Below are 21243 nucleotides of genomic sequence, written 5' to 3'. Positions count from 1 at the left end.
TGCTCCTGGTACGTGGTCGTGGAGGTCCCGCGCGCACGCGTACGTACCCGTGCGGGTATGTGGACACGTGCGCGCGCAGATCTGGCAGATCTGAGCGTAAAGGGCGACACCGACAACGGCCCCCGGGGTTGTACTGAACCGTTGTGGTTCAGCTCACTCCGGCGTGACCGTACCGTCCGTCAGACCGTCGTACATCCCCTGGACGAGCTGTCCGCCGAGCCTGCCGGTCAGCCGTAGCGCGTCCTCGAACGCGGCCAGGGCGCGGAACCGTTCCCCGTACCGCTGCTGCTCCGCCATTGGAAGCCGCGGAAGTTGGAGACGACGGGCGTCGAGCCGGGTCGCGGTGGACGCATAGCTGCTGGCCTGACGGTTGTTGGCGGTGCCGCGCAGGAAACCGGCGAGGAACCACGGGTCGACGGCGGCCGGATCGGGGCGCAGCAGCTGAAGGTTGCGGCCCAGTGCTGCGCCCGCGGTCGCCTCGTCGATCACGCGGGCGACGGAGCCGCCGCCGAGTACGGGGACGACGACATCGCCCGGCTCGACGAGGACCGGTTCCTCGGGTGGTCCATCGGAGCCGGCGGGGGCGGTGGGGAGTGTTCCGGAGGGGGCGGTGGAGCCGAGGACGTCGTGTTCCGTGAGCACGGGGACGGGGGCGGTCCCGGTGCCGGTGCCGGAACCTCCGGTACGGAGGTGAAGGGCGCCCGCGCGGGCGAGTTCACCGACGGTGGTGAGCGGCCAGTGCGCCGGGCCGGAGACGTCCGCGGGCGGCGGGGTGAGGGTCGCGGTCAGTCGCAGCGTCTCGGTGAGCCGGTCCCGCACGCGGGTGAGTTCGCCCGGTCCGCCACCGGCCGCCGGGGACGGCAGATGGCGGGCGGGGGCCAGGTCCACGTCGTCGTCGAGGAGTTCGATGACGGGGACGACCCGGCTGACGCCCGGCCGCTCCCGCCCTGCCGCTTCGGCGGGGACGTCCGGCTCGGAACGGGTCCGCCCGTCGAACGGCTCCCAGGCATCCAGCACGACACTGCGCACCGCCTGCCAGTCGAGCCGGTCGCGCCCGCCGGACGCGGGGACGGATGCGGGCGCCGTGGACGGTTCGGCGGGCTCGGCGGTGTCCACGAGCAGCAGTTCGGGCGAGGTGCGGACACCGGCGCCGGGCTTGCGGAGCACCCACAGATGGAGCGGGATGCCGTACGGGGGTGCCGCGCCGGCCGGGAGGGCGACGACGGCACGCAGCGCGCCGCGGCGCAGCAGATCGGCGCGGATCCGCCGGCCGGAGCGGCGTGACGCTGCGGCTGGGGGCATCAGCAGGACGGCGGTGCCGCCCTCGCGCAGATGGGCCAGGGCGTGCTGGACCCAGGCGAGTTCGGACTCCGTGCGTGCGGGGAGGCCGTACTCCCAGCGCGGGTCGTAGGCGAGCTCGTCGTGTCCCCAGTTGCGTTCGTTGAACGGCGGGTGGCAGAGCACTGCGTCGACGGTGAGCCGCGGGAACGCGTCGGCGCGCAGCGTGTCGCCGGTCCGCACGGCGAGCGCGGTGGGATTGCTGCCGTCGGTGTCGGAGTGCAGGGCGAGGCGGAGGGCGCTGAGCGCGGCGAGATCCGGGTCGGCGTCCTGCGCGTACAGGGCGGTCGGACTGCTGACAGCCCGCAGCAGGGCGCCGGTGCCGGTGGCCGGGTCGAGGACCGTGCGAGCGGGCCGGTCGCCGGTCCGGACGAGCGCCGCCATCAGTTCGGCGAGGCCGGGCGGGGTGAGGGTGAACTGACGTGGATTGGCGGCGAGCTGACGGCCGAGGAGAAATTCGAAGGCCTGGCGGGCCCCCGTCTCGGCGGCGAGTTCGGCGGCCGCCCGCAGCAGGGGGACGGACGGGAGCAGTTCGTCGGCGGTGGGAGTGTGAACAGCCCGTTCGTATCCTGTTCCGCCTCCATCGTCACTTCCTTCCGCCTCGCCGGTGGCAGGTCCGAAGCGTGCGGTGAGCAGGCTGTTCAGGGCGAGGTGGAGCACCTTGGCCATCCGCGCGTCCGACGCGGCGGTGATCTCCAGCCACGCGGTGGGCCTGTCCCGGACGAGAAGCAGGGCGCAGCCCGTGTGCACGAGGGCGGGGACGGCGCCGGCCGGGTGTCCGGCCAGCTGTTGCCAGACCCGTTCGCGGAGGGGGACTTCAGCCAGTTTCCCCTGGTCGCGGAGCCATTGTTCGACTTCGGGGAGAGCGAAGGACGGGCTGGTCTCGGTGCCGCCGACCGGCTTGGGGAAGTCTGCGTGGCGGCGGCGCCAGTTGCTGACGGCGGCGCGCCCCACCCCGGCGAGCCGGGCGATTCCGGCCGCAGTCACCTCTGTCGAGTTCTCCGGCACTGGCTGTCTCCCTGGTCCTGATGCGTTCCTACGGGTCCGCGCTGCCTGCTGTGTCCGCGAGCATACCGAGCCATTCCCCCCGCCATCGATTCACAGTGTGCACGAAGCTGTTTTCTGTGAACCATGTTGACTCGGTTCACAAGCTCTGCTGTTATTGACCTGTCGCTACATCAGGTGGCGCAACGAACCGCTCACCACTCATCCCTGCACTTGCCGGAGGGCACAGCCATGTCCCAGTTCACGCAGCCGCCGCAGTCCCCGCAGCCCCAGCAGCCGTACACCCCGGCCCAGACTCCCGGCCTGCGCCCGGCCCGCAACGGGCTCGGCATCTCCGCGCTGATCCTCGGCATCGTCGGAGCCGTCTCGGGCCTGATCCCGTTCCTCTTCTGGCTGGCAGGCGTCCTAGGCCTCATCGCCCTGATCCTCGGCCTGGTCGGCCGGGGTCGCGCCAAGCGCGGCGAGGCCACCAACAAGGGCATGGCCACGTTCGGCGCCGTCCTCGGCCTGATCGCGCTGATCCTCTCGGTGGTCGGCGCCGTGATCACCTTCAAGGCGGTGGGCGAGGCGGTGAACGAACTCGACAAGGCGGTGTCGGACACCACGGCCTCCGCCGGGCCGAAGGCGGGCGGCTCGGACTCCGCCAAGAGCAATGACAAGAACAAGGACGCCGGGAAGGCACTGGAGGCCGGTGACTCTGCCGTGTACGACGACGACCTGACGGTCACGGTCGGCGACGCGACCTCGTACACCCCCGACGCGTACGCCGCCGGTCACACGAAGGGCAACAAGGCGTACCGGATCGCGGTCGTCATCGAAAACGCGGGCAAGGAGAAGTTCGACGCGGCGCTCGTGAACGTCGAGGCGCGAGCCGGCAAGGACGGCGTGGACGCCGAGCAGATCTTCGACGGCAAGGTCGGCGAGGGTTTCAGCGGCACGGTCCTGCCCGGCAAGAAGGTCACCGTCCAGTTCGCCTTCGACGCCCCGGCGGACGCGAAGAACCTGACGGTCGAGGTCAACCCCGGCTTCACGTACGACGCCACCCAGTGGGACCTCACGCTCTGATCCCGCCCCTCCCTTCCCCTCTCCCCTCCCTTCCCCCAGGACGGAGCCCGCCCATGCGCCCCCCAGCCGGCATCGCCGCAACCGCTCTCCGTACCGCGACGGCGTCCCTCTGCGTGGTCACCGCCCTGGGACTCACCGCCTGCGACACGGTGTTCGCCCAGCAGCGGGACCCCGCGCCGTTCGCCCGGCTCAGCGGCCCCGAGGTCGTCAACAAGGCCCTCGCGGCGACCCGGGCGGCCAAGGCGGTACGCATCACCGTCGGGACGAAGTCGCGGGACGGCGCCCCCGTCCAGGCGTACGTCGCCACCGACATCAGGGGGGAGTGCACGGTGACCCTGTCGATGGGCGCGGCGGGCACGATGGAGCTGGTCAGAACCGGCGGCACGGTCTACACCCAGTCCGACGAGGCGATGCTGCGGGCGGCGGGTGCGGGCCGGTCCCGCACCACCGTGGACACCGAGGTCAAGAAACTGACGGGCCGCTGGGTGAAGGCACGCCCCTGGGACCGGTACACGGCGGAGGCCCTGAGCTACTGCGACCTGATGGGGTTGCTCGACCGCCTGGCGGGGAGCGGCGCCACCGCCCGCAAGGGCCGGGCGACCACGGTCGGCTCCACGCCCGCGCTGTCCCTCACCGGCACGGCGGGCCGGGGGACGTGGACGGCGGCGGTCGCCACGGAGGGCCGACCCCACATCCTGAAGCTGGGCTTCAGCACCGGAACCCCGCTCACGGCCGAGTTCTCCGAGTTCGACAAACCGTTCGCAGTGAAGAGACCGGCCGTCTGACACCTGAGGAACCCGCCCGCCCGGGCGGGTTCCCGCTGTGTTCACACGCCGTGCCGCACCCACACATTGGGCTCCACGTACACCGCGTATCCGTGCGCCACCGAACAGTGCACCGGCACCAGCGCCCCCGGCACCTCCACCGGACCGTCCTCGTCGAACGGCAGCCCGGTCCAGGACCGCCACCGCGCGAGGGAGCCGGACACCGTCATCGACACCGGCGCCACCGCCTCGATCACCCCGCCCGCCCGCACATGGACGCGCAGCCACGGGTCGTACGGCAGCCCGTCCTCCGCCCGGGTCCGGCGGGCGTACTCCTCCATCGGAGCCGAGGCGTTCAGGTGCTTGGCGCTCGGCCGCACCGGAGCGACGAGTTCCCGGAACCCGAGCCTCCCGACGTTCTCCCGCATCGCGGCGACCATCCGCCCCGAAATGCCCTGCCCCTGCCACCCCTTGGCGACGCAGATCTCGATCGCGCTGACCGTGTCCGGCGTGGACCCGCGCCGCAGGTCGGAGAACGCCCACAGCAGCACCTGGTCCCAGCCGCCCTCGGGCAACTCTCCTCGGCCGGGGGCATTCAGCACGAACGGCACGCTGTAGGCCCGTGCGACAGCCGTGCCGTCGGGGTCCGTCGCGACGAGCGAATACTCCGGGAACTCGACAGCGATTCGCGGGTAGTTCGCCCACCCGACGAGATCCTCCACGACGAACTCCGGCCAGGTTTCGGGCATCTCGCGCATGGGCCCGGCAAGCTCGGGGCGCGCGGCAAGCGTGGTGATGGTCAGCTCCATCCACCCCACGCTAGGAGGCGGCATTCCTGTCGGCCACCGAATTCCGCAGTGCGGCGGCGAGGGGGCCGACCTGCACCCGGCGCCCCCGTCCTCCCGGGGGCCTCGTCCGCGACGGCTTCTCAGCCGCCCGGCCCCGTCAGCCGCCGCACTGCGCCAGCATCGCCCGCTTGTCCGCGGTGGTCACCGGAAGGGCGTACTTGAGCGACACCTGCGCGAACCGCACCGCGTAGGAGCAGCGGATCGGCTTGTACGGTGGCAGCCAGGACGCGGGACCGGAATCCCGCTTGGCGTTGTTGGCCGGGCCGTCCACCGGGATGAGGTTGAGCGGATCGTTGGCGATCTGCTGCCGCTTCGCCTCGGGCCAGCGGGCGGCGCCCATCTGCCAGTCGTACGACAGTGGCATGACGTGGTCGATCTGGACCTTCGTCGCCTGCTGCTTGCGCCACTCGATGGTCGAGCCGGTGTACGGGTCCTTGAGGGTCATCGACACGACCACACAGTCCGAACCCGACCGGAACTCGACGTCCTTGCCGTCCCTGGCCAGCAGGTCGTTGCGGGTGTCGCAGCCGTTACGGGACAGTGGGACTCCGTCGACCGAGTCCTTCCAGGCGTAGCCGAACTCGTCCCGCGCGTAACCGGTCTTCGGTCCGCGTCCCTTGGTGCTCACCTTCTCGATGACCTTCCGGGCGGCGGCCCGGTCCGCCTCGGTGGTGAGGGGTGCGAGGCCCGGCTTCGTGCCGTCGGGGTTGTTCAGCGGGCTGGCGCCGAAGCCGCTCGCGGAACCGCCGCCCTGTTGTCCACTGCTGCTGCCGCCCTCGGCGGTCACGTCCTCGGGGTCGCAGCCCGCCAGGGCCAGCACGATCGCCGCGCTCAGGGCGGGCAGCATCACTCGGTACGCGCGGGAAGATATCACTCGAAACCGTCCTGACGGGGAGAAAGCCGAACGCGGTGATCCTACGGACGTCTTCCCCGCTGACGGGCGTTCAAGGCCGCCCCAGGTTCGGGATGCGGCCCGAATCACACCGCGCCGCGTCTTACGGCCTGATCCACTCGCTCTCGTGCACCAGGTCGTTGGAGGAGCTCACACCTTTCCGATGCCGAGCGTCGTCTCGGAGGGCAGCAGCCCTGACCCGATCGCCGCCACCCACAACGGCCCCAGGAGTTCCACGAGCCGCTCCCGCTCCGTCGTTCCGAGCACCCGCCAGGGTGCGGCCGCCTGTTCGTCCGTGCGCCGCTCGACCTCGGCGCGCAGCGCCCGGCCCGCCCCCGTCGCCGTGCCGTCCTCCTCCAACAGCCCGCGCTTCACCAGCCGCCCACGGCCCGCGTTCCACTCCTCGTCGCTCCAGCCCCGGCTCTCGAACACCTCCGGTCGCGCGGCGCCGATGCCCGCGAACGAGACCAGCGACTCGACCGGGTCCAGCCCCGCCTCGGCGAGCGCGGCGACATGCCCGTCACCGCGGTGTTCGCGCAGGACGGTCGCCGCGTGCCAGAGCGCCACGTGCGGTTCGTCCGGCCAGGGCAGAGCGGCGTTGGCCCCGGCGAGCGGACGGCCGGTCACGTCCGCGGACTGCGCGGCACGTCGGGCCAGCGCCGCAGCCTCGGCGATCTCCGGGCCGGTGGCCTGTTCCCCGAACAGTGCCCGGTACGCACGGTCGACCGCCCTCGTCCGGGCGGCGAGCACCGCATCGGGCGAGGCGACGGACCAGGCTGCCGGGATGTGCTCCCGCACCTTGTCCGGACTGAAACTGTAGAACGTGTCGACGACGCGCGCCGCACCGGCCGCTCCCAGCGGCGCCGCACGCCAGGCGAAGTAACTGGGCCAGCGCTCGTCGGTGCGGTGGCCGAGCGCGGCGGCCTCCTCGAAGACCTCCGGCGCGTAGTAGAGCACCGCGTGCAGAGGCTCCAGCAGGTGCCACATCTGACGTACGCGACCCAACTCCTCGGACATGTCCCCACCCTTCGACCGAACCCGCATCTTGTCGCTGACCAGTTCTAGAGAATCCTCGCCTCCCGTAAACTTGTCAATGACTAGATTCCGCGTACTGTGCTGTCCATGAGCAGCGAGCGCACCTACCACCACGGCGACCTGCGACGGGCCGTCCTCACCGCCGCACTCGATGTCATCCGCACCGAGGGCCCCGGCGCCCTGAGTCTGCGCGACCTGGCCCGCCGGGCCGGCGTCTCCCACGCGGCCCCCGCCCACCACTTCAAGGACCGCACGGGACTGCTGACGGCCATCGCCGCCGAGGGGTACGGGCTCTTCGCCGATGCCCTCGCCGACGCGCCGGACCTACGGGAGAAGGGCGTGCGGTACGTGCGGTTCGCGACCGGCCACCCGGCGCACTTCCAGGTGATGTTCCAGCCGGAGCTCTACCGCGCGGACGACTCCGAACTCCTCGCGGCCAGGGACCGCGCGGCGCAGGCGCTGCGCGCGGGCGTCGGCGGGCTCCCCTCCGCCGGACGCGGCGACGACGCCCGCCTCGCGGGGGTGGCCGCCTGGTCCCTGGCCCACGGCTTCGCCACCCTGCTGCTGAGCGGGAATCTGAGCGACCCGCTGGGCGACCGGAACCCCGAGGAGGTGTTCCGGTCGCTCACCGGGCTGTTGTTCACGACCCCAGAATCGTCGTGAGGAACTCCCCGGTCCAGGCGAGGAGTTCGCGGCCGACGACCGGCTTGCCGCCGATCCGGCCCGTGGTCGGGCGCGGGACCAGGATCTGATGGAGAGCCGGCTTGATCACCGTCTTCGGGTAGAGGCGCTTCAGGCGCAGCTCCTGCGACTCGCGCAGCTCCACCGGGGCGAACCGGATGTTCGGGCCCTGGAGCACGATGTCGCCGACGCCGCAGGCGCGGGCCAGCATGCGCAGGCCCGCGACCAGGAGGAGGTTCTCGACCGGCTCCGGGAGCTTGCCGTAGCGGTCGGTGAGTTCCTCACGGACCGCCTTGATGTCGTCCTCCGTGGTGGCGGACGCGATCGCGCGGTACGCCTGGAGGCGCAGCCGCTCGCCGGGGGCGTAGTCGTGCGGAACGTGTGCGTCGACGGGGAGCTCGATCTTGACCTCCAGCGGCGGCTCCTCCTCTACGCCGCCTTCGAGCGAGGCCCGGTAGTCGGCGACGGCCTCACCGACCATGCGTACGTACAGGTCGAAGCCCACGCCCGCGATATGGCCGGACTGTTCGCCGCCCAGGAGGTTTCCGGCGCCCCGGATTTCGAGGTCCTTCATCGCCACGTACATGCCCGCGCCCATCTCCGTGTGCTGGGCGATCGTGGCCAGGCGCTCGTGGGCAGTCTCGGTGAGGGGCTTCTCCGGCGGGTACAGGAAGTACGCGTAACCGCGCTCGCGGCCACGGCCGACGCGGCCGCGCAGCTGGTGGAGCTGGGAGAGACCGAAGTTGTCGCCGCGCTCCACGATCAGGGTGTTGGCGTTGGAGATGTCGATGCCGGACTCGACGATCGTCGTGGAGACCAGGACGTCGAACTTCTTCTCCCAGAAGTCCACGACCACCTGTTCCAGTGCCTGTTCCGACATCTGGCCGTGGGCGGTCGCGATCCGGGCCTCGGGGATGATCTCGCGAAGGCGGGCGGCCGCTCGGTCGATGGACTCGACACGGTTGTGGATGTAGAACGCCTGCCCCTCACGGAGCAGTTCACGGCGGATGGCCGCGCCGATCTGCTTCTCCTCGTACGGGCCGACGAAGGTGAGGACCGGGTGGCGCTCCTCGGGGGGTGTGGTGATCGTCGACATCTCACGGATGCCGGTGACGGCCATCTCGAGCGTACGGGGGATGGGCGTCGCGGACATGGTGAGGACGTCGACGTTGGCCCGGAGCTTCTTCAACTGCTCCTTGTGCTCGACGCCGAAGCGCTGCTCCTCGTCGACGATGACCAGACCCAGGTCCTTGAACTTCGTCTCGGACGAGAACAGGCGGTGCGTGCCGATGACCAGGTCGACGGAGCCTTCGCGCAGCCCCTCCAGAGTCGCCTTCGACTCGGTGTCGGACTGGAAGCGGCTGAGCGCCCTCACGTTGACCGGGAATTGGGAGTAGCGCTCGGTGAACGTGCCGTAGTGCTGCTGGACGAGGAGCGTGGTGGGGACGAGGACGGCGACCTGCTTGCCGTCCTGGACCGCCTTGAACGCGGCGCGCACCGCGATCTCCGTCTTGCCGTAGCCGACGTCGCCGCAGATCAGCCGGTCCATCGGGACGGACTTCTCCATGTCCTCCTTGACCTCGGCGATCGTGGTGAGCTGATCCGGCGTCTCCGCGTACGGGAAGGCGTCCTCCAGCTCGCGCTGCCACGGGGTGTCGGGGCCGAAGACATGGCCGGGCGCCGCCATCCGCGCCGAGTACAGCTTGATCAGGTCGGCGGCGATCTCCTTGACTGCCTTCTTGGCTCGCGCCTTGGTCTTCGTCCAGTCGGCGCCGCCGAGCCGGTGCAGGGTGGGTGCCTCGCCGCCGACATACTTGGTGACCTGCTCCAGCTGGTCGGTCGGGATGTAGAGGCGGTCGCCGGGCTGACCGCGCTTGGCGGGGGCGTACTCGACGAGGAGGTACTCGCGGGTGGCGCCCTGCACCGTGCGCTGCACCATCTCGATGTAGCGGCCGACGCCGTGCTGCTCGTGGACGATGTAGTCGCCCGTCTCCAGCGTCAGCGGGTCGATGGTCTTGCGGCGGCGGGCCGGCATCCGGCCCAGGTCCTTGGTCGCGGTGCGCTGACCGGTCAGATCCGTCTCGGTGAGTACGGCGAGCTTCAGCGCCGGGTCGACGAAGCCGTAGTCGATCGCGCCGCACGACACATGGACGACGGACGGCGAGATCTCCGCCAGGTCCGGGTCGAGGCGGGCCGGGATGCCCTCGCCGGCGAGCACCTCGACGGTACGGGAGGCGAGCCCCTGCCCCTCGGTGACGTACACCGTGCGCCAGCCGTCGGCGAGCCAGCCCTTGGTGTCGGCGAGCGCACGGGCGGTGTCGCCGCGGTAGGACTCCGGGGCGTGCATCGTGAGCTTCAGGGTGTCTTCGTCGAGCTCGGCGTCGGCGGCGAACGGGGAGACCGACCACCACATCATGTCCAGCTCACGGGCCCGGTCGCGGACGTCCGCGATGCCCCACAAGGAGGCGGCGCCGACATCGATCGGCGCCTCGCCACCACCGGCGGTCGCCGCCCACGACGCCTGGAGGAACTCCTGGCTGGTGGCGACCAGGTCCGCCGCCCTGGTGCGGACCCGCTCCGGGTCGCAGACCAGCGTCATCGAGCCCTTCGGCATCACGTCGAGCAGCAGCTCCATGTCGTCGACGAGGACCGGGGCGAGGGACTCCATGCCCTCCACCGCGATCCCTTCGGCGATCTTGCCGAGCAGCTCGCCCAGCTCCGGGTGCTGTTCGGCGAGGGCGGCGGCGCGTTCGCGCACCTGGTCGGTGAGCAGCAACTCACGGCAGGGCGGCGCCCAGAGGCCGTGCTCGGCAATCTCCAGCGACCGCTGGTCGGCGATCTTGAAGTACCGGATCTCCTCGACGTCGTCGCCCCAGAACTCCACCCGGAGGGGGTGCTCCTCGGTCGGCGGGAAGACGTCCAGGATGCCACCGCGGACCGCGAACTCGCCGCGCTTCTCGACCAGTTCGACCCGGGAGTACGCAGCCGCCGAGAGCGCCTCCACGGTCTCGCCGAGATCGGCGCTCTGACCGATGCGCAGCGCCACGGGCTCCAGGTCACCGAGCCCCTTGACCTGCGGCTGCAGCACGGAACGCACCGGCGCGACGATCACACTGACCGGCCCGGTCTCCGGGTCGTCGGCCCTCGGGTGCGCGAGGCGGCGCAGCACGGCGAGGCGGCGGCCGACCGTGTCCGAACGCGGCGAGAGCCGCTCGTGCGGCAGGGTCTCCCAGGACGGGAACTCGGCGATGGTGTCCGGGGGCAGCAGCGTCCGCAGGGCAGCGGCCAGATCCTCGGCCTCCCGCCCGGTCGCGGTCACGGCGAGCACGGTCCGCCCGGCCTCGCGGGCCAGCGCGGCCACGGCGAAGGGGCGGGCGGCCGCCGGGCCGACGAGGTCCACATGCATCCGGTGACCGTCGGTGGCGGCCTTCACCGCTTCGGCGAGCGCCGGGTCACGTACGACGACATCCAGCAGACCGTGCAGGCTCATGAAGGGCTTCCGTCCGGGTAACGAGGGAGGTTCCGGCAGCCGGCTGCTGCCAGGGGGCAACGCGAAGGGCCCGACACGTATCACGGGCCGGGGGTTCCAGCGTACGACTCCCCTCCGACAGCCGCGCCCGCAATCCCGCTCAGCGGGCCGGATCCGGCCGCCGGCCACCGGTGGCCGCCAGCACGTCGTACCCGACGAAGGTGAACATGCATTCCCCGGGCGACAGCGGCTCGGGGCTCCGCGTGAAGCGGTGCGCCCCGGCCCCGAAACCGGCGTCCGGCGCGGACAGCCATCGCCGTTCGAACCCGCGGGCCTCCAGCCAGTCGCAGATCTGAGGCACCAGGTCCGGCGCCTTGCGGTGCCGGGTCCCGAGGAGAGTCCCGCCGTCGCGGCACAGCTGGGCGCAGTAGCCGATGGTGCGTTCGACGTCCTCGTCCGAGATGTTGCCGAAGACTCCGCAGACCAGGACGAGGTCCGCCGGGGCCAGGCCCACGTACGCGTCGGTGACCGCCGCGTCGCCCTGCACCACCTCGATCCGGTGCAGGCCCGCAGCCTCGGCGGCCGCCCGGGCTGCGGCCACGTTGGCGGCGTCCAGCTCCACCAGGCGTCCGATGACGTCGTCGCGGCGCGGGTGGTCCCGGAGCACTCCCAGCAGATCCCGGCCCTGCCCGGCGCAGACGCTGATCACCCGGACCGGTCCCGACGGACAGACGTCCAAGGCTGTACGGACCTGCTCCTGCACGGCCGACAGCCGCCGCCCGACGCTGGAGCCCGCCAGGTCGTACATGTCGTGCCGGCTGTTCCAGTCCGTGCGGCGGACCTTGGAGAAGCGGTTCACCGCTGCGCACCCGGTATTCGGGCAGCGCACGGGCAGTTGCACCGGGCGGGAACCGGTATGCGTCCGGCCCCGGGGTGTTTGGAGGAACACCCCGGGGCCGGATCAGTCATCCTACGTCGGCCTCCGCCATCGTCCTGCGACACACAGATCGGACAGGTCCGGCGCCGAAGCCCGTGGACCCTTTCGGTCCACGGGCTTCGTCACGCTGCCGGCACTACTCCGTCGCGATCGCGTTCAGCACGTTCATCCGACCCGCCCGGAATGCCGGAACCAGGGCGGCGAACAGACCGACGAAGGCCGAGCCGACGAAGACCGTGAGGATCGTCGGCCACGGGATCTCCAGAACGCCGAGGCCCTCCAGAGCCAGCAGCTTCTGGGCCGCCGTGCCCCAGCCCATGCCCAGGCCGAGGCCGAGCAGGGCGCCGAAGAGGGCGATGACCACCGACTCCAGGCGGATCATGCGGCGCAGCTGGCGGCGGGAGAGGCCGATGGCGCGCATCAGGCCGATCTCACGGGTCCGCTCGACCACCGACAGGGCCAGAGTGTTCACCACACCGAGCACCGCGACGATGATCGCGAGCGCCAGCAGACCGTAGACGATGTTCAGCAGCTGGCCGATCTGGTCCTTCAGGTCCTGCTTGAAATCGGCCTGGTTCTGCACGGTGTACTGCGGGTAGGCGACGAGGGCGTCCTTGAGGGCGGCGTACGCCTCCTTCTCCTTGCCGTCCTGCGCCTTGGCGAACATGATCATGTTCTTCGGCATCTTGTCGGCGGGGACGTACTTCTCGGCGGTCGTGATGTTGGTGTACATCGCGCCCTTGTCGACGTTCGTGTCGTCCGAGGTGATCGCGGCGACCTTCAGCTTCGCCGTCTCGCCGTCCTTGAACGCGACGGTGATCCGATCGCCGACCTTGACCTTGTGCCGGGTGGCGTACGCGTCGCCGACCGACATGGCGTCCTCGCCGTAGGCGTCGGCCAGGTTGCCGGAGACCGTCTCGCGGCGCAGGTCGTCCCTGTACGTCGGGTCCGCGGCGACGACGCCCTCGTCCTCGACCGCGCCGTCGGGGGCGGTGAGCTTGGCGCTGACGGCCTTGTAGTCGGTGAAGTGCTCGATGCCCGGGACGGCCTTCAGCGCCTTCGCGGCCTGCGGCACGATCGGCTGCGGGTTGCCGCTCGGCTGGACGATGAAGTCCGCGCCGACCGACCTGTCGAGCTCCTCGGTCGCCGAGGCGACCATCGACGAGCCGACGACGGAGAGGCAGGCAACCAGCGCGAGGCCGATCATCAGGGCCGCCCCGGTCGCTCCGGTACGCCGCGGGTTGCGCAGCGCGTTGCGCTCCGCCATCCGTCCGACCGGGCCGAACATCCGAAGCACCACAGTGCTGAGCACCCGGACCACGAAGCCGGCCAGCAGCGGGCCGATCACGATGAAGCCGATCAGGGTGAGGACCACGCCCACACCCAGGAAGAGCGATCCGTCGCTCGCCTCGCCGGCCTGCGTCGAGGTGTACAGGGCGGCGCCACCGGCGAGCGTGAGGACCAGGTCGATCAGGGCCCGTACCCGGCCGGCGCGGCCGTCCGCCGGGGTTCCGGCATCCCGCAGGGCGGCCATCGGGGAGATCTTTCCGGCCCGGCGTGCCGGGATGTACGCGGCGAAGACGGTGACGACGATGCCGAGCGTCAGCCCGAGCGCCGGGGTCGTCCACGCGACGGTCAGATCCTCGGTGGACAGGTTCATGCCCATGGCGTTCATGAGCTTCATCAGTCCGACCGCGACACCGATTCCGGCGCCGACGCCGAGGAGGGAACCGACGACGCCGAGGAACAGCGCCTCGATCAGGACCGACCGGTTGACCTGCTTGCGGCTGGAGCCGATGGCCCGCATCAGGCCGATCTCGCGGGTGCGCTGGGCCACCAGCATGGAGAAGGTGTTGACGATGAGGAAGATGCCGACGAGGAAGGCGATCCCGGCGAAGCCGAGCATCGCGTACTTCATCACGTCGAGGAATGAGCCCATGGAGTCCTTGTTGGCGTCCGCGGCCTCCTGCTGGGTCCGGAGCTTGTACGCGGCGCTGTCACCGAGGGCGGTGGCGACGTTCTTCTTCAACTGCGTATCACTGACACCGGGCTTGGCGGTGACGGAGATGTGGGTGAAGACATCGGGCTTGCCGAGCAGCTTGACCTGCGCGGTGGCGGTGTCGAGGTAGACGACGGCCGCGCCCGGATTGGTGACCTTGAAGGAGGCGATACCGCTGATCCTCGCCCTGATGTCGCCGGTGACGGCGATGGTGCGCAGCTCGTCACCGATCTTCAGGTGGTGCTTGTCCGCGGTGTCGGCGTCGACCATGACCTCGGTCGGACCGCGCGGTGCGTGGCCGGAGGTGATCTCCATCGAACGCAGATCGTTCTGCGTCCAGTTGCCCGCGATGGTCGGAGCGCCGGTCGAGGAGCCCATGTTCTTGTTGTGGCTGTCGACGACGGTGACGGACATGCTGGTGACCGCGCCCTCGGCGGTCTTCACCCCGTCCGCCTTCCCGGCCTGCTCGACGGCGGCGGCGGGTAGCGAAACGGGCTCGCCGTTCTCCGGCAGTTCGTCGGCGCCCTGCGCGGACCTGGGGCTGACGGTGACGTCGGCGGAGGTGGCGGCGAAGAGCTTGTCGAACGTCGTGTTCATCGTGTCGGTGAAGACGAGCGTGCCGCACACGAACGCCACCGACAGCAGGACCGCGACGGCGGAGAGCGCCATCCGCCCCTTGTGCGCAAGGAAGTTGCGCACCGAGGTCTTCCAGATGGTCATGACGTCCGCCCGCGCGCGTCGAAGTCCTTCATGCGGTCGAGGACCTGGTCGGCCGTCGGGTTGTGCATCTCGTCGACGATGCGTCCGTCCGCGAGATACAGCACCCGGTCCGCGTAGGAGGCGGCCACCGGGTCATGGGTGACCATGACGATGGTCTGTCCCAGCTCGTCGACGGACTTGCGCAGGAAGGTCAGCACCTCGGCGCCGGCCCGCGAGTCCAGGTTCCCGGTGGGCTCGTCACCGAAGATGATCTCCGGCCGGGCGGCGAGTGCCCGGGCGACCGCGACCCGCTGCTGCTGGCCGCCGGAGAGCTCGGTGGGCCGGTGCTTCAGCCGTTCGGCGAGACCGACCGTCTCCACGACCTGGCGCAGCCAGCCGGCATCGGGCTTGCGGCCCGCGATGTCCATCGGCAGCGTGATGTTCTCCAGGGCGTTGAGCGTCGGGAGCAGGTTGAACGCCTGGAAGATGAAGCCGATCCGGTCCCGGCGGAGCTGAGTGAGCTTCTTGTCCTTGAGCTGGGTGATCTCGGTTTCGTCGAGGTAGATCTCGCCCGAGCTCACGGTGTCCAGTCCGGCCAGGCAGTGCATCAGGGTCGACTTGCCGGAACCGGAGGGGCCCATGATCGCGGTGAACTGCCCACGGGCGATGTCCACATCGACATGGTCGAGCGCGACGACCCGGGTCTCCCCGGCGCCGTACGCCTTGACGACCTGCCGCGCCCGCGCAGCGACGGCCGTACGCCCTCCAGTGCCCCCGTGCCTGGGAATGGTTACAGCCGTTGTCACGGTGATTCTCCTAAGTCGGTGAAGACGTCATCGGCGACGACGTCATCGGTGAGGACGTCGGGTCGAGACGGGCGCCGCCCGCTGAACGGACGGCGCTGTGTACGTACTCAAGTCTCGTGTCCGGACGTGGTCCGGCGCGCTGGTGCCCAGCGCAGTCTTGCGGTGGGGTTTTCCCCACCTCACCCCCTGCGGTCACCCGCATTCGCGCTGTAGGAACACGTTAAGGAACGGGCCACCGGCCCGACGTCCTCCGCCGGGAGGAACCGCCCCTGGACCGAAGTAAGGAGCTACCCCTAGGGGTCTCAGCCCCCGGGTGGAGCCGGATCTCAGGGGCTCCATCCCCGGGTGGCGGCCGACCGGTCCCGGGGCCCTGCCCGGCAGCGGGTGAGACAGTGTCACCGGAAGATACGTGCATGGGGAAGGGATCTTTATGAGCGGCTCGGGCGGCGACACCGAAGCGAAATCGGGGTCCGGAGTGGACCCCGTCCTCTCCCCGCCCGCGCCCCGGGGCCGCGGCCCCGTCGTGGCCGCGCTGATGCTCGGCATGGCGCTGGCGGCCATCGACGGCACCATCGTCTCCACCGCCGTCCCGCAGATCGTCGGCGATCTCGGCGGCTTCGCCGTCTTCTCCTGGCTCTTCTCCGGCTATCTGCTGGCCGTCACCGTCACTCTGCCGGTCTACGGGAAGCTCTCCGACACGTTCGGCCGCAAACCGGTCCTGATCGCCGGCATCGTCCTCTTCCTGGTCGGCTCGGTCCTCTGCGCCGCCGCCTGGAACATGGCCGCGCTCATCGCCTTCCGGGTCGTCCAGGGACTCGGCGGCGGGGCTCTGCAGGGCACGGTGCAGACGATCGCCGCCGACCTCTACCCGCTGAAGGAACGCCCTCGGATCCAGGCCAAGTTGTCCACCGTCTGGGCCACGTCCGCCGTCGCCGGACCGGTGATCGGCGGGCTGCTCGCCGCGTACGCCGACTGGCGGTGGATCTTCCTGATCAATCTGCCGGTCGGGGCGCTCGCGCTCTGGCTGGTCGTGCGCCACCTCCACGAGCCGTCCCGCCCCCGCGGAGCCGGTGCGCCACGGCCACGGATCGACTGGGCGGGCGCCCTCGCCGTCTTCGCGACCGGCGCCCTGCTGCTGACCGCGCTCGTCCAGGGCGGGGTCGCCTGGCCCTGGCTCTCCGCGCCGTCGCTCGGCCTGCTGGCCGCGAGCGCGGTCCTCGCCGTGCTGACCGTCGTCATCGAGCGGCGCGCCGCCGACCCGATCATCCCGGGCTGGGTGTGGCGCAGGCGGACCATCGCCTCGGTCAATCTGGCCCTGGGTGCGATGGGGCTGCTAATGGTCGCCCCGACGGTCTTCCTGCCGACGTACGCCCAGTCGGTGCTCGGCCTCGGCCCGATCGCCGCCGGTTTCGTGCTCTCCGTGATGACGCTGAGCTGGCCGGTGTCGGCGGCCCTCTCCAACCGGGTCTACAACCGCATCGGCTTCCGCCGCACCGCGATCATCGGCATGGGCTGCGCCCTGTTGATCCTGCTCTCGTTCCCGCTGCTGCCGTACCCCGGTGAGCCCTGGCAGCCGGCCCTGATCATGCTGCTGCTGGGCGCGGCGCTGGGGCTGTTCCAACTGCCGCTGATCGTCGGGGTCCAGTCGACGGTCGGCTGGTCCGAACGCGGTACGACGACGGCTTCCGTACTGTTCTGCCGCCAGGTGGGCCAGAGTCTGGGCGCCGCGCTCTTCGGCGCCGTCGCCAACGGGGTCCTCGCCTCCCGGCTCGCCGGCGCGCCCGGCCCTGAGCTGCCGGGCGGCCTGGACGCGATCTCCCACGCACTGGACGACCCGGGCGCGCTCTCCGCCGCAGCGGCGGACCATCTGCGGCGGGCCGTCGACGCCGCTGTCGACCAGGTGTACGTCGGGGCCGCGGTGGCCGCGGCGGTGGCGCTGCTGGTGCTGGTCTTCGTGGCGCCGCGCCGCTTCCCGATCCTCACCGAGGACGCCGCAACCGGCTCCGCATCCATCGCCGGCAGCAACACCGAAGCACCACAGAATTAGCCAACTTCTTTTTCATGGAGGGCAGTTCCGGCCAACCACTCCCCCGTTGCCCTACCCGCGAGTAGTGTCGCGCTCCCAGCAGCGCTCACGCGCTCTCCCTTGCAGTCCGCCCCGGGACCCGAGCCGTGCAAGGAGCAGCATCCAGATGTCGTACGAGCCCTCGCACGTCGAACCGTCGCGCCGCCCACCGTACGACCCCGATCTCCTTCTCCCCTGGCAGAGTTCGCCGTCCGCGCCACCGCCCCGCCCTCCGACGCCGATACGCACGGCCCTGCCTGCTCCCGGACGGCACAGCGATCTGCGCCGGCTGCGCACCGCATACCGGGTGCTGCGGCGGGTCGCGACCCTGACCGCGCTCGGCTACTTCACGCTCTTCCTGGTGCTGTCCGGCTTCGCCCCCGAGCTGATGTCCCGCCCGGTCGGCGGCGGACTCAACGTCGGCCTGGCGCTCGGCCTTTGCCAGCTTCCGGTGACCCTGCTCGCGATCGCCCTGTACGAGCGGACCGCACGACGCACGGTCGACCCGCTCGCCGCCGCACTCCGGAGAACAGGAGCGGCCCGATGAACGGGATCGACGAGTCGGCGCAGGCGATGTCCCTCGTGGCGTTCATCGCGGTCGCCTCCATCACTCTGCTGCTCTGCGTGATGACCGGCCCCGACCACGACGACCTCGCCGAGTTCTACACCGGCTACCACTCGCTCTCCCCCGTCCGCAACGGCCTCGCCGTCGCGGGTGACTACCTCTCCGCGGCGACCGTCTTCGGCGCCAGCGGACTCGTCGCGCTCACCGGCTACGACGGGCTGGTGGTCGGTCTGAGCACCTCGCTCTCACTCGTCCTTCTGATGTTCCTGCTCGCCGAACCGCTGCGCAACGCCGGCCGGTTCACCATGGGCGACGTGTTCGCCCGCCGCGCCCCCGGCCGCGCGATCCGGATCACCACCTGCGGCGTCACCCTCGCCGCCCTGCTGCCACTGATGGTCGTTCAGCTCGCCAGCAGCGGCGATCTGATGGCCTTCATCCTGGGGTTCGACAGTTCCGGCTTCCGTACCGGTTCGATCATCGCCCTCGGGATCATGATGATCAGTTACGCGGCGATCGGCGGGATGAAGGGGACCGCCCTGATCCAGATCATCAAGACGGTCTTTCTCGTCGTCGCCTGTCTCACCATCTCCGCACTGGTCATGAACCACTTCGACTGGTCCGTCGCCACGCTGCTCGCGGCCGCCCAGCGGGGCAGCGGTGCCGGGGCCGCCTACCTGCAGTCGGGGCTCCAGTTCGGCGGCAGCGGCCTCGACATGGTCAGCTCCGAACTGACCCTGGTGCTCGGCGTCGCGGCACTGCCGCACGTCACCATGCGGATGACGGGCGCCCGCAGCGCGCAGGCCGTCCGCCGCTCGATGTCCTGGGCGGTCTCCGTGGTCGTCGGGATCTCTCTGCTGCTCACCGTGATCGGTTTCGGTGCGGCCGCGTTGGTCGGCCACGACCTCATCGTCGCCGCCGGGGCACAGGGCAACAGCTCGGTGCTCCAGGTCAGCGGTGTGGTCGCGGGCAGCGGGAAGATCGGTGCACTGGTGCTCACGGCGATGACGACGGCGATCTTCCTGACCTTGCTCGCCTCGGTCGCCGGAATGATCCTGGCCTGTGCGAACTCGCTGGCCCACGACCTGTTCGTCCACGGGATGCGTGACGGGAGCAGGCAGCAGGTCGCGGACCGGACCGAGATGGGCGCCGCGCAGGCCGCGGCGGTCGGCGTCGGGCTGCTCGCCATCGTCCTCGCCGTGGCGGCCCGGCACTGGAATCTCCAGGCGCTGGTGACGCTCTCCTTCTGTGTCGGGGCGTCGGCGCTCGCCCCGGCGCTCGTCTACAGCATGTTCTGGCGTCGCTTCACCCGAACCGGACTGCTCTGCACCCTCATCGGCGGCACCGTCGCCGTGCTGGTGCTGATCACCGGCACCAATCTGGTCTCGGGATCACCCGGGTCGGTCTTCCCCGGGCACGACTTCAACTGGTTCCCGTTCACCACGACCGGCCTCGTCTCGATCCCGGCCGGATTCCTGGCGGGCTGGCTGGGCACGGTGCTGCCCCGGCGGACCTCCGCCGAGGCGCGCCGGCGGTACGAGGTGGAGGAGCCTTGGATCCTCGCGGGCGCGCCGCCGGCCTCCCGCCGCTAAACATCGCCACCATCGGCCATGTCCGTCCCGGCGCCGACGTCATGCACGAGCCACAGCGGCGCCGGTGCCGTCGGCGACTGCTTCATCCGTCTGCGCCACGTCGCCCCTGGTGTCATCGGCCGGAGCCCAGCGCTGTGCCCCCGTCCTCGCGCCCCAGCCCTGCACAGTCCGCCGCAGCCCGCCGCAGAAGACGTCGGTGCGCACGAGGCCGGGCACATCCACGGACCGGGACACGTCGGTTCGGGACACGAGAACCTCGGCCAGGAAGACCGGCCCACCCCGCCGCCACGTCCCCGAAAGCCTTCGATGGCGCAGGACATGCCCGGGCCGGACACGGAGGGCGCCCCCGGCCCGGACGTCGAAACCGGATCCGTGTCCACGCGCGACGCCCAAGCCGCCCCGGCACCTGGCCTGGGCCTGGGGATGAGCCTGCCCGCTGAGTCCGGTGCAGGCGCCACCCAGGCAGGCCGCCCGAACTGCCGCCGCAGGTAACCGGATCAGTTCTCCGCGGGCGCCACACGCCCGGTGAGCGCCGCGAGCGAGTTGCGTACGTGCGTCATGTGCGCCTGCACCTCCTCGCGGCCCTCCTCGTGCTCCCGCAGGATCCGCTCGGTCTCCCGGATCACCCGCTCCTCGCGCACCCTGGCCGCCGCGATCAGCTCGGCGGCCTGCGCCTCGGCGTCCTCCTGGCCGTGCCGCGCCGCCTCCTCGGCCTCCGACAGGGCCCGGCGCGCCTCGGCCAGCCGGGCCTCCGCCCGGTCGGTCAGCTCGTCGTGCCGCGCGGCCTGGGCCGCTGCGGCAGCCGCCAGTTCGCGTTCGGCGGTCTTCCACCGCTCGATGTGCTCGTGCTTCTGGTTGGCCAGCACGCTCGCGGTACGGCGGCGGGTCTCCGCCATCGCGGCCTCGGCCTGGTCGCGTGCCTCACCGGCTTCCTTGCGGGCAGCGGCGAGCGTGGAGTCGGCGCTCTGCTGCGCCGCGGCCACCGTCTCGTCGGCGTGGGACCCGGCGGCCGTCCGGAGGGCGTCGGAGTCCGCCCGGGCGTGGCCGCGGAGTTTACGGGCCGCCGCGTCCGCCGCGTCCCGCAGCGCCTGCGCCTCCTCCTGCGCAGTGCTGCGTACGGCCTGCGCCTCCGCATAGGCGAGCGCCAGGATCTCCTGGGCCCGCTCGCCGAGCGAGGCGTACGTCGGCGGGGCGAGCGTGGCGACGACCTCGGCCAGCCGTGCCGACTCGGCCTCCAGCTCCTCCGCCAGCACGGTCAGCCGGGACACCCTCTCCCGCGCCCCGTCCCGCTCCGCCGACAGATCGGCCACTCTTCCGTCCACCTGCTCCGGGCGGTAGCCACGTCCTCGCACCACGACGAAGCCGTACGCGGACACCGGTGCAGCACTCATCCTTGAAGCCTCTCTCCGACTCTCCGACCACCAAGCAATACGTCAAGGATGCGGCAATTGGCAGAGAAGTCCGAATCCATTCGGTGGTTTCCCGA

At 71.0% G+C, this 21243-nt stretch carries 16 protein-coding genes; 6 read left to right on the top strand and 10 right to left on the bottom strand.

All coding sequences use genetic code 11. From position 1 onward, the window contains the following. Positions 1 to 153 precede the first annotated feature (153 nt). Positions 154 to 2346 carry an N-6 DNA methylase gene (locus tag OG395_RS31640; protein ID WP_327245972.1) on the bottom strand — a complete coding sequence of 731 codons (2193 nt, stop codon included), beginning with the start codon at positions 2344 to 2346 and terminating at the stop codon, positions 154 to 156. Between the two features lie 228 nt (positions 2347 to 2574). On the opposite strand from OG395_RS31640, the gene OG395_RS31635 reads away from it, so the two are divergent. Beyond that, positions 2575 to 3408, top strand: a complete 834-nt coding sequence (locus OG395_RS31635; RefSeq protein ID WP_327245971.1) for a DUF4190 domain-containing protein — start codon at positions 2575 to 2577, stop codon at positions 3406 to 3408. A 53-nt stretch (positions 3409 to 3461) separates the two neighbouring features. Next, the gene (locus OG395_RS31630; RefSeq protein WP_327245970.1) at positions 3462 to 4193 is read left to right on the top strand and encodes a hypothetical protein; all 732 of its coding nucleotides are present in this window, start codon (positions 3462 to 3464) and stop codon (positions 4191 to 4193) included. Between the two features lie 41 nt (positions 4194 to 4234). Here OG395_RS31630 and OG395_RS31625 read toward each other — a convergent pair whose 3' ends face one another. The 3 genes from OG395_RS31625 to OG395_RS31615 all read right to left on the bottom strand — a co-directional run bounded on the left by OG395_RS31625 (position 4235) and on the right by OG395_RS31615 (position 6929). Continuing rightward, a complete protein-coding gene (locus tag OG395_RS31625) occupies positions 4235 to 4981 on the bottom strand; it encodes an N-acetyltransferase (protein WP_327245969.1) in 747 nt (248 codons plus the stop codon). Positions 4982 to 5117: 136 nt separating this feature from the next. Further along, the gene (locus OG395_RS31620; RefSeq protein ID WP_327249513.1) at positions 5118 to 5867 is read right to left on the bottom strand and encodes an HNH endonuclease family protein; all 750 of its coding nucleotides are present in this window, start codon (positions 5865 to 5867) and stop codon (positions 5118 to 5120) included. A gap of 195 nt (positions 5868 to 6062) precedes the next feature. Continuing rightward, positions 6063 to 6929: an SCO6745 family protein gene (locus tag OG395_RS31615; RefSeq protein WP_327245968.1), complete on the bottom strand. Its 867-nt coding sequence runs from the start codon at positions 6927 to 6929 to the stop codon at positions 6063 to 6065. A gap of 105 nt (positions 6930 to 7034) precedes the next feature. Between OG395_RS31615 and OG395_RS31610 the strand changes: the two genes are divergently transcribed. Continuing rightward, positions 7035 to 7610 carry a TetR/AcrR family transcriptional regulator gene (locus OG395_RS31610; protein WP_327245967.1) on the top strand — a complete coding sequence of 192 codons (576 nt, stop codon included), beginning with the start codon at positions 7035 to 7037 and terminating at the stop codon, positions 7608 to 7610. On the opposite strand, the gene mfd is transcribed toward OG395_RS31610, so the two are convergent. The 4 genes from mfd to OG395_RS31590 all read right to left on the bottom strand — a co-directional run bounded on the left by mfd (position 7588) and on the right by OG395_RS31590 (position 15538). Further along, on the bottom strand, positions 7588 to 11118 hold the full coding sequence (gene mfd / locus OG395_RS31605) for a transcription-repair coupling factor (RefSeq protein ID WP_327245966.1): 3531 nt from the start codon (positions 11116 to 11118) through the stop codon (positions 7588 to 7590). The genes OG395_RS31610 and mfd overlap by 23 nt on opposite strands. Positions 11119 to 11257: 139 nt before the next feature. Then, positions 11258 to 11956, bottom strand: coding sequence for a class I SAM-dependent methyltransferase (locus OG395_RS31600; protein ID WP_327245965.1), 699 nt, complete (start codon positions 11954 to 11956; stop codon positions 11258 to 11260). 214 nt (positions 11957 to 12170) lie between these two features. After that, entirely contained in the window at positions 12171 to 14753 is a 2583-nt protein-coding gene (locus OG395_RS31595; protein WP_327245964.1) for an ABC transporter permease, read from the bottom strand. After that, on the bottom strand, positions 14750 to 15538 hold the full coding sequence (locus OG395_RS31590) for an ABC transporter ATP-binding protein (protein ID WP_266984807.1): 789 nt from the start codon (positions 15536 to 15538) through the stop codon (positions 14750 to 14752). The genes OG395_RS31595 and OG395_RS31590 overlap by 4 nt, the downstream gene beginning before the upstream one ends. A gap of 430 nt (positions 15539 to 15968) precedes the next feature. Between OG395_RS31590 and OG395_RS31585 the strand changes: the two genes are divergently transcribed. The 3 genes from OG395_RS31585 (at position 15969) to OG395_RS31575 (ending at position 19757) form a co-directional block, all read left to right on the top strand. Continuing rightward, entirely contained in the window at positions 15969 to 17585 is a 1617-nt protein-coding gene (locus OG395_RS31585; protein ID WP_327245963.1) for an MFS transporter, read from the top strand. A 145-nt stretch (positions 17586 to 17730) separates the two neighbouring features. Next, the gene (locus OG395_RS31580) at positions 17731 to 18150 is read left to right on the top strand and encodes a DUF485 domain-containing protein (protein WP_327245962.1); all 420 of its coding nucleotides are present in this window, start codon (positions 17731 to 17733) and stop codon (positions 18148 to 18150) included. Further along, a complete protein-coding gene (locus tag OG395_RS31575) occupies positions 18147 to 19757 on the top strand; it encodes a sodium/solute symporter (protein WP_327245961.1) in 1611 nt (536 codons plus the stop codon). The genes OG395_RS31580 and OG395_RS31575 overlap by 4 nt, the downstream gene beginning before the upstream one ends. A gap of 39 nt (positions 19758 to 19796) precedes the next feature. Here OG395_RS31575 and OG395_RS31570 read toward each other — a convergent pair whose 3' ends face one another. Together OG395_RS31570 and OG395_RS31565 are read right to left on the bottom strand one after the other, a co-directional pair. Next, positions 19797 to 20006 carry a hypothetical protein gene (locus tag OG395_RS31570; protein WP_327245960.1) on the bottom strand — a complete coding sequence of 70 codons (210 nt, stop codon included), beginning with the start codon at positions 20004 to 20006 and terminating at the stop codon, positions 19797 to 19799. Positions 20007 to 20254: 248 nt separating this feature from the next. After that, on the bottom strand, positions 20255 to 21148 hold the full coding sequence (locus OG395_RS31565; protein ID WP_327245959.1) for a cellulose-binding protein: 894 nt from the start codon (positions 21146 to 21148) through the stop codon (positions 20255 to 20257). Positions 21149 to 21243: the final 95 nt, after the last annotated feature.

Origin of the sequence: Streptomyces sp. NBC_01320 (genome assembly GCF_035974375.1) — a bacterium.
Classification (GTDB): Bacteria; Actinomycetota; Actinomycetes; order Streptomycetales; family Streptomycetaceae; genus Streptomyces; species Streptomyces yanii.
The sequence above is the reverse complement of the archived record's forward strand: the minus strand, read 5'-3'. Positions and strand labels throughout refer to the sequence as shown.

Bases quoted from the DNA above. Each gene is read 5' to 3' on its own strand.
- OG395_RS31635 (WP_327245971.1), top strand. From the start codon at position 2,575: ATGTCCCAGTTCACGCAGCCGCCGCAGTCCCCGCAGCCCCAGCAGCCG.
- OG395_RS31630 (WP_327245970.1), top strand. From the start codon at position 3,462: ATGCGCCCCCCAGCCGGCATCGCCGCAACCGCTCTCCGTACCGCGACG.
- OG395_RS31625 (WP_327245969.1), bottom strand. From the start codon at position 4,981: ATGGAGCTGACCATCACCACGCTTGCCGCGCGCCCCGAGCTTGCCGGG.
- OG395_RS31620 (WP_327249513.1), bottom strand. From the start codon at position 5,867: ATGCTGCCCGCCCTGAGCGCGGCGATCGTGCTGGCCCTGGCGGGCTGC.
- OG395_RS31615 (WP_327245968.1), bottom strand. From the start codon at position 6,929: ATGTCCGAGGAGTTGGGTCGCGTACGTCAGATGTGGCACCTGCTGGAG.
- OG395_RS31610 (WP_327245967.1), top strand. From the start codon at position 7,035: ATGAGCAGCGAGCGCACCTACCACCACGGCGACCTGCGACGGGCCGTC.
- mfd (WP_327245966.1), bottom strand. From the start codon at position 11,118: ATGAGCCTGCACGGTCTGCTGGATGTCGTCGTACGTGACCCGGCGCTC.
- OG395_RS31595 (WP_327245964.1), bottom strand. From the start codon at position 14,753: ATGACCATCTGGAAGACCTCGGTGCGCAACTTCCTTGCGCACAAGGGG.
- OG395_RS31585 (WP_327245963.1), top strand. From the start codon at position 15,969: ATGAGCGGCTCGGGCGGCGACACCGAAGCGAAATCGGGGTCCGGAGTG.
- OG395_RS31580 (WP_327245962.1), top strand. From the start codon at position 17,731: ATGTCGTACGAGCCCTCGCACGTCGAACCGTCGCGCCGCCCACCGTAC.
- OG395_RS31575 (WP_327245961.1), top strand. From the start codon at position 18,147: ATGAACGGGATCGACGAGTCGGCGCAGGCGATGTCCCTCGTGGCGTTC.
- OG395_RS31565 (WP_327245959.1), bottom strand. From the start codon at position 21,148: ATGAGTGCTGCACCGGTGTCCGCGTACGGCTTCGTCGTGGTGCGAGGA.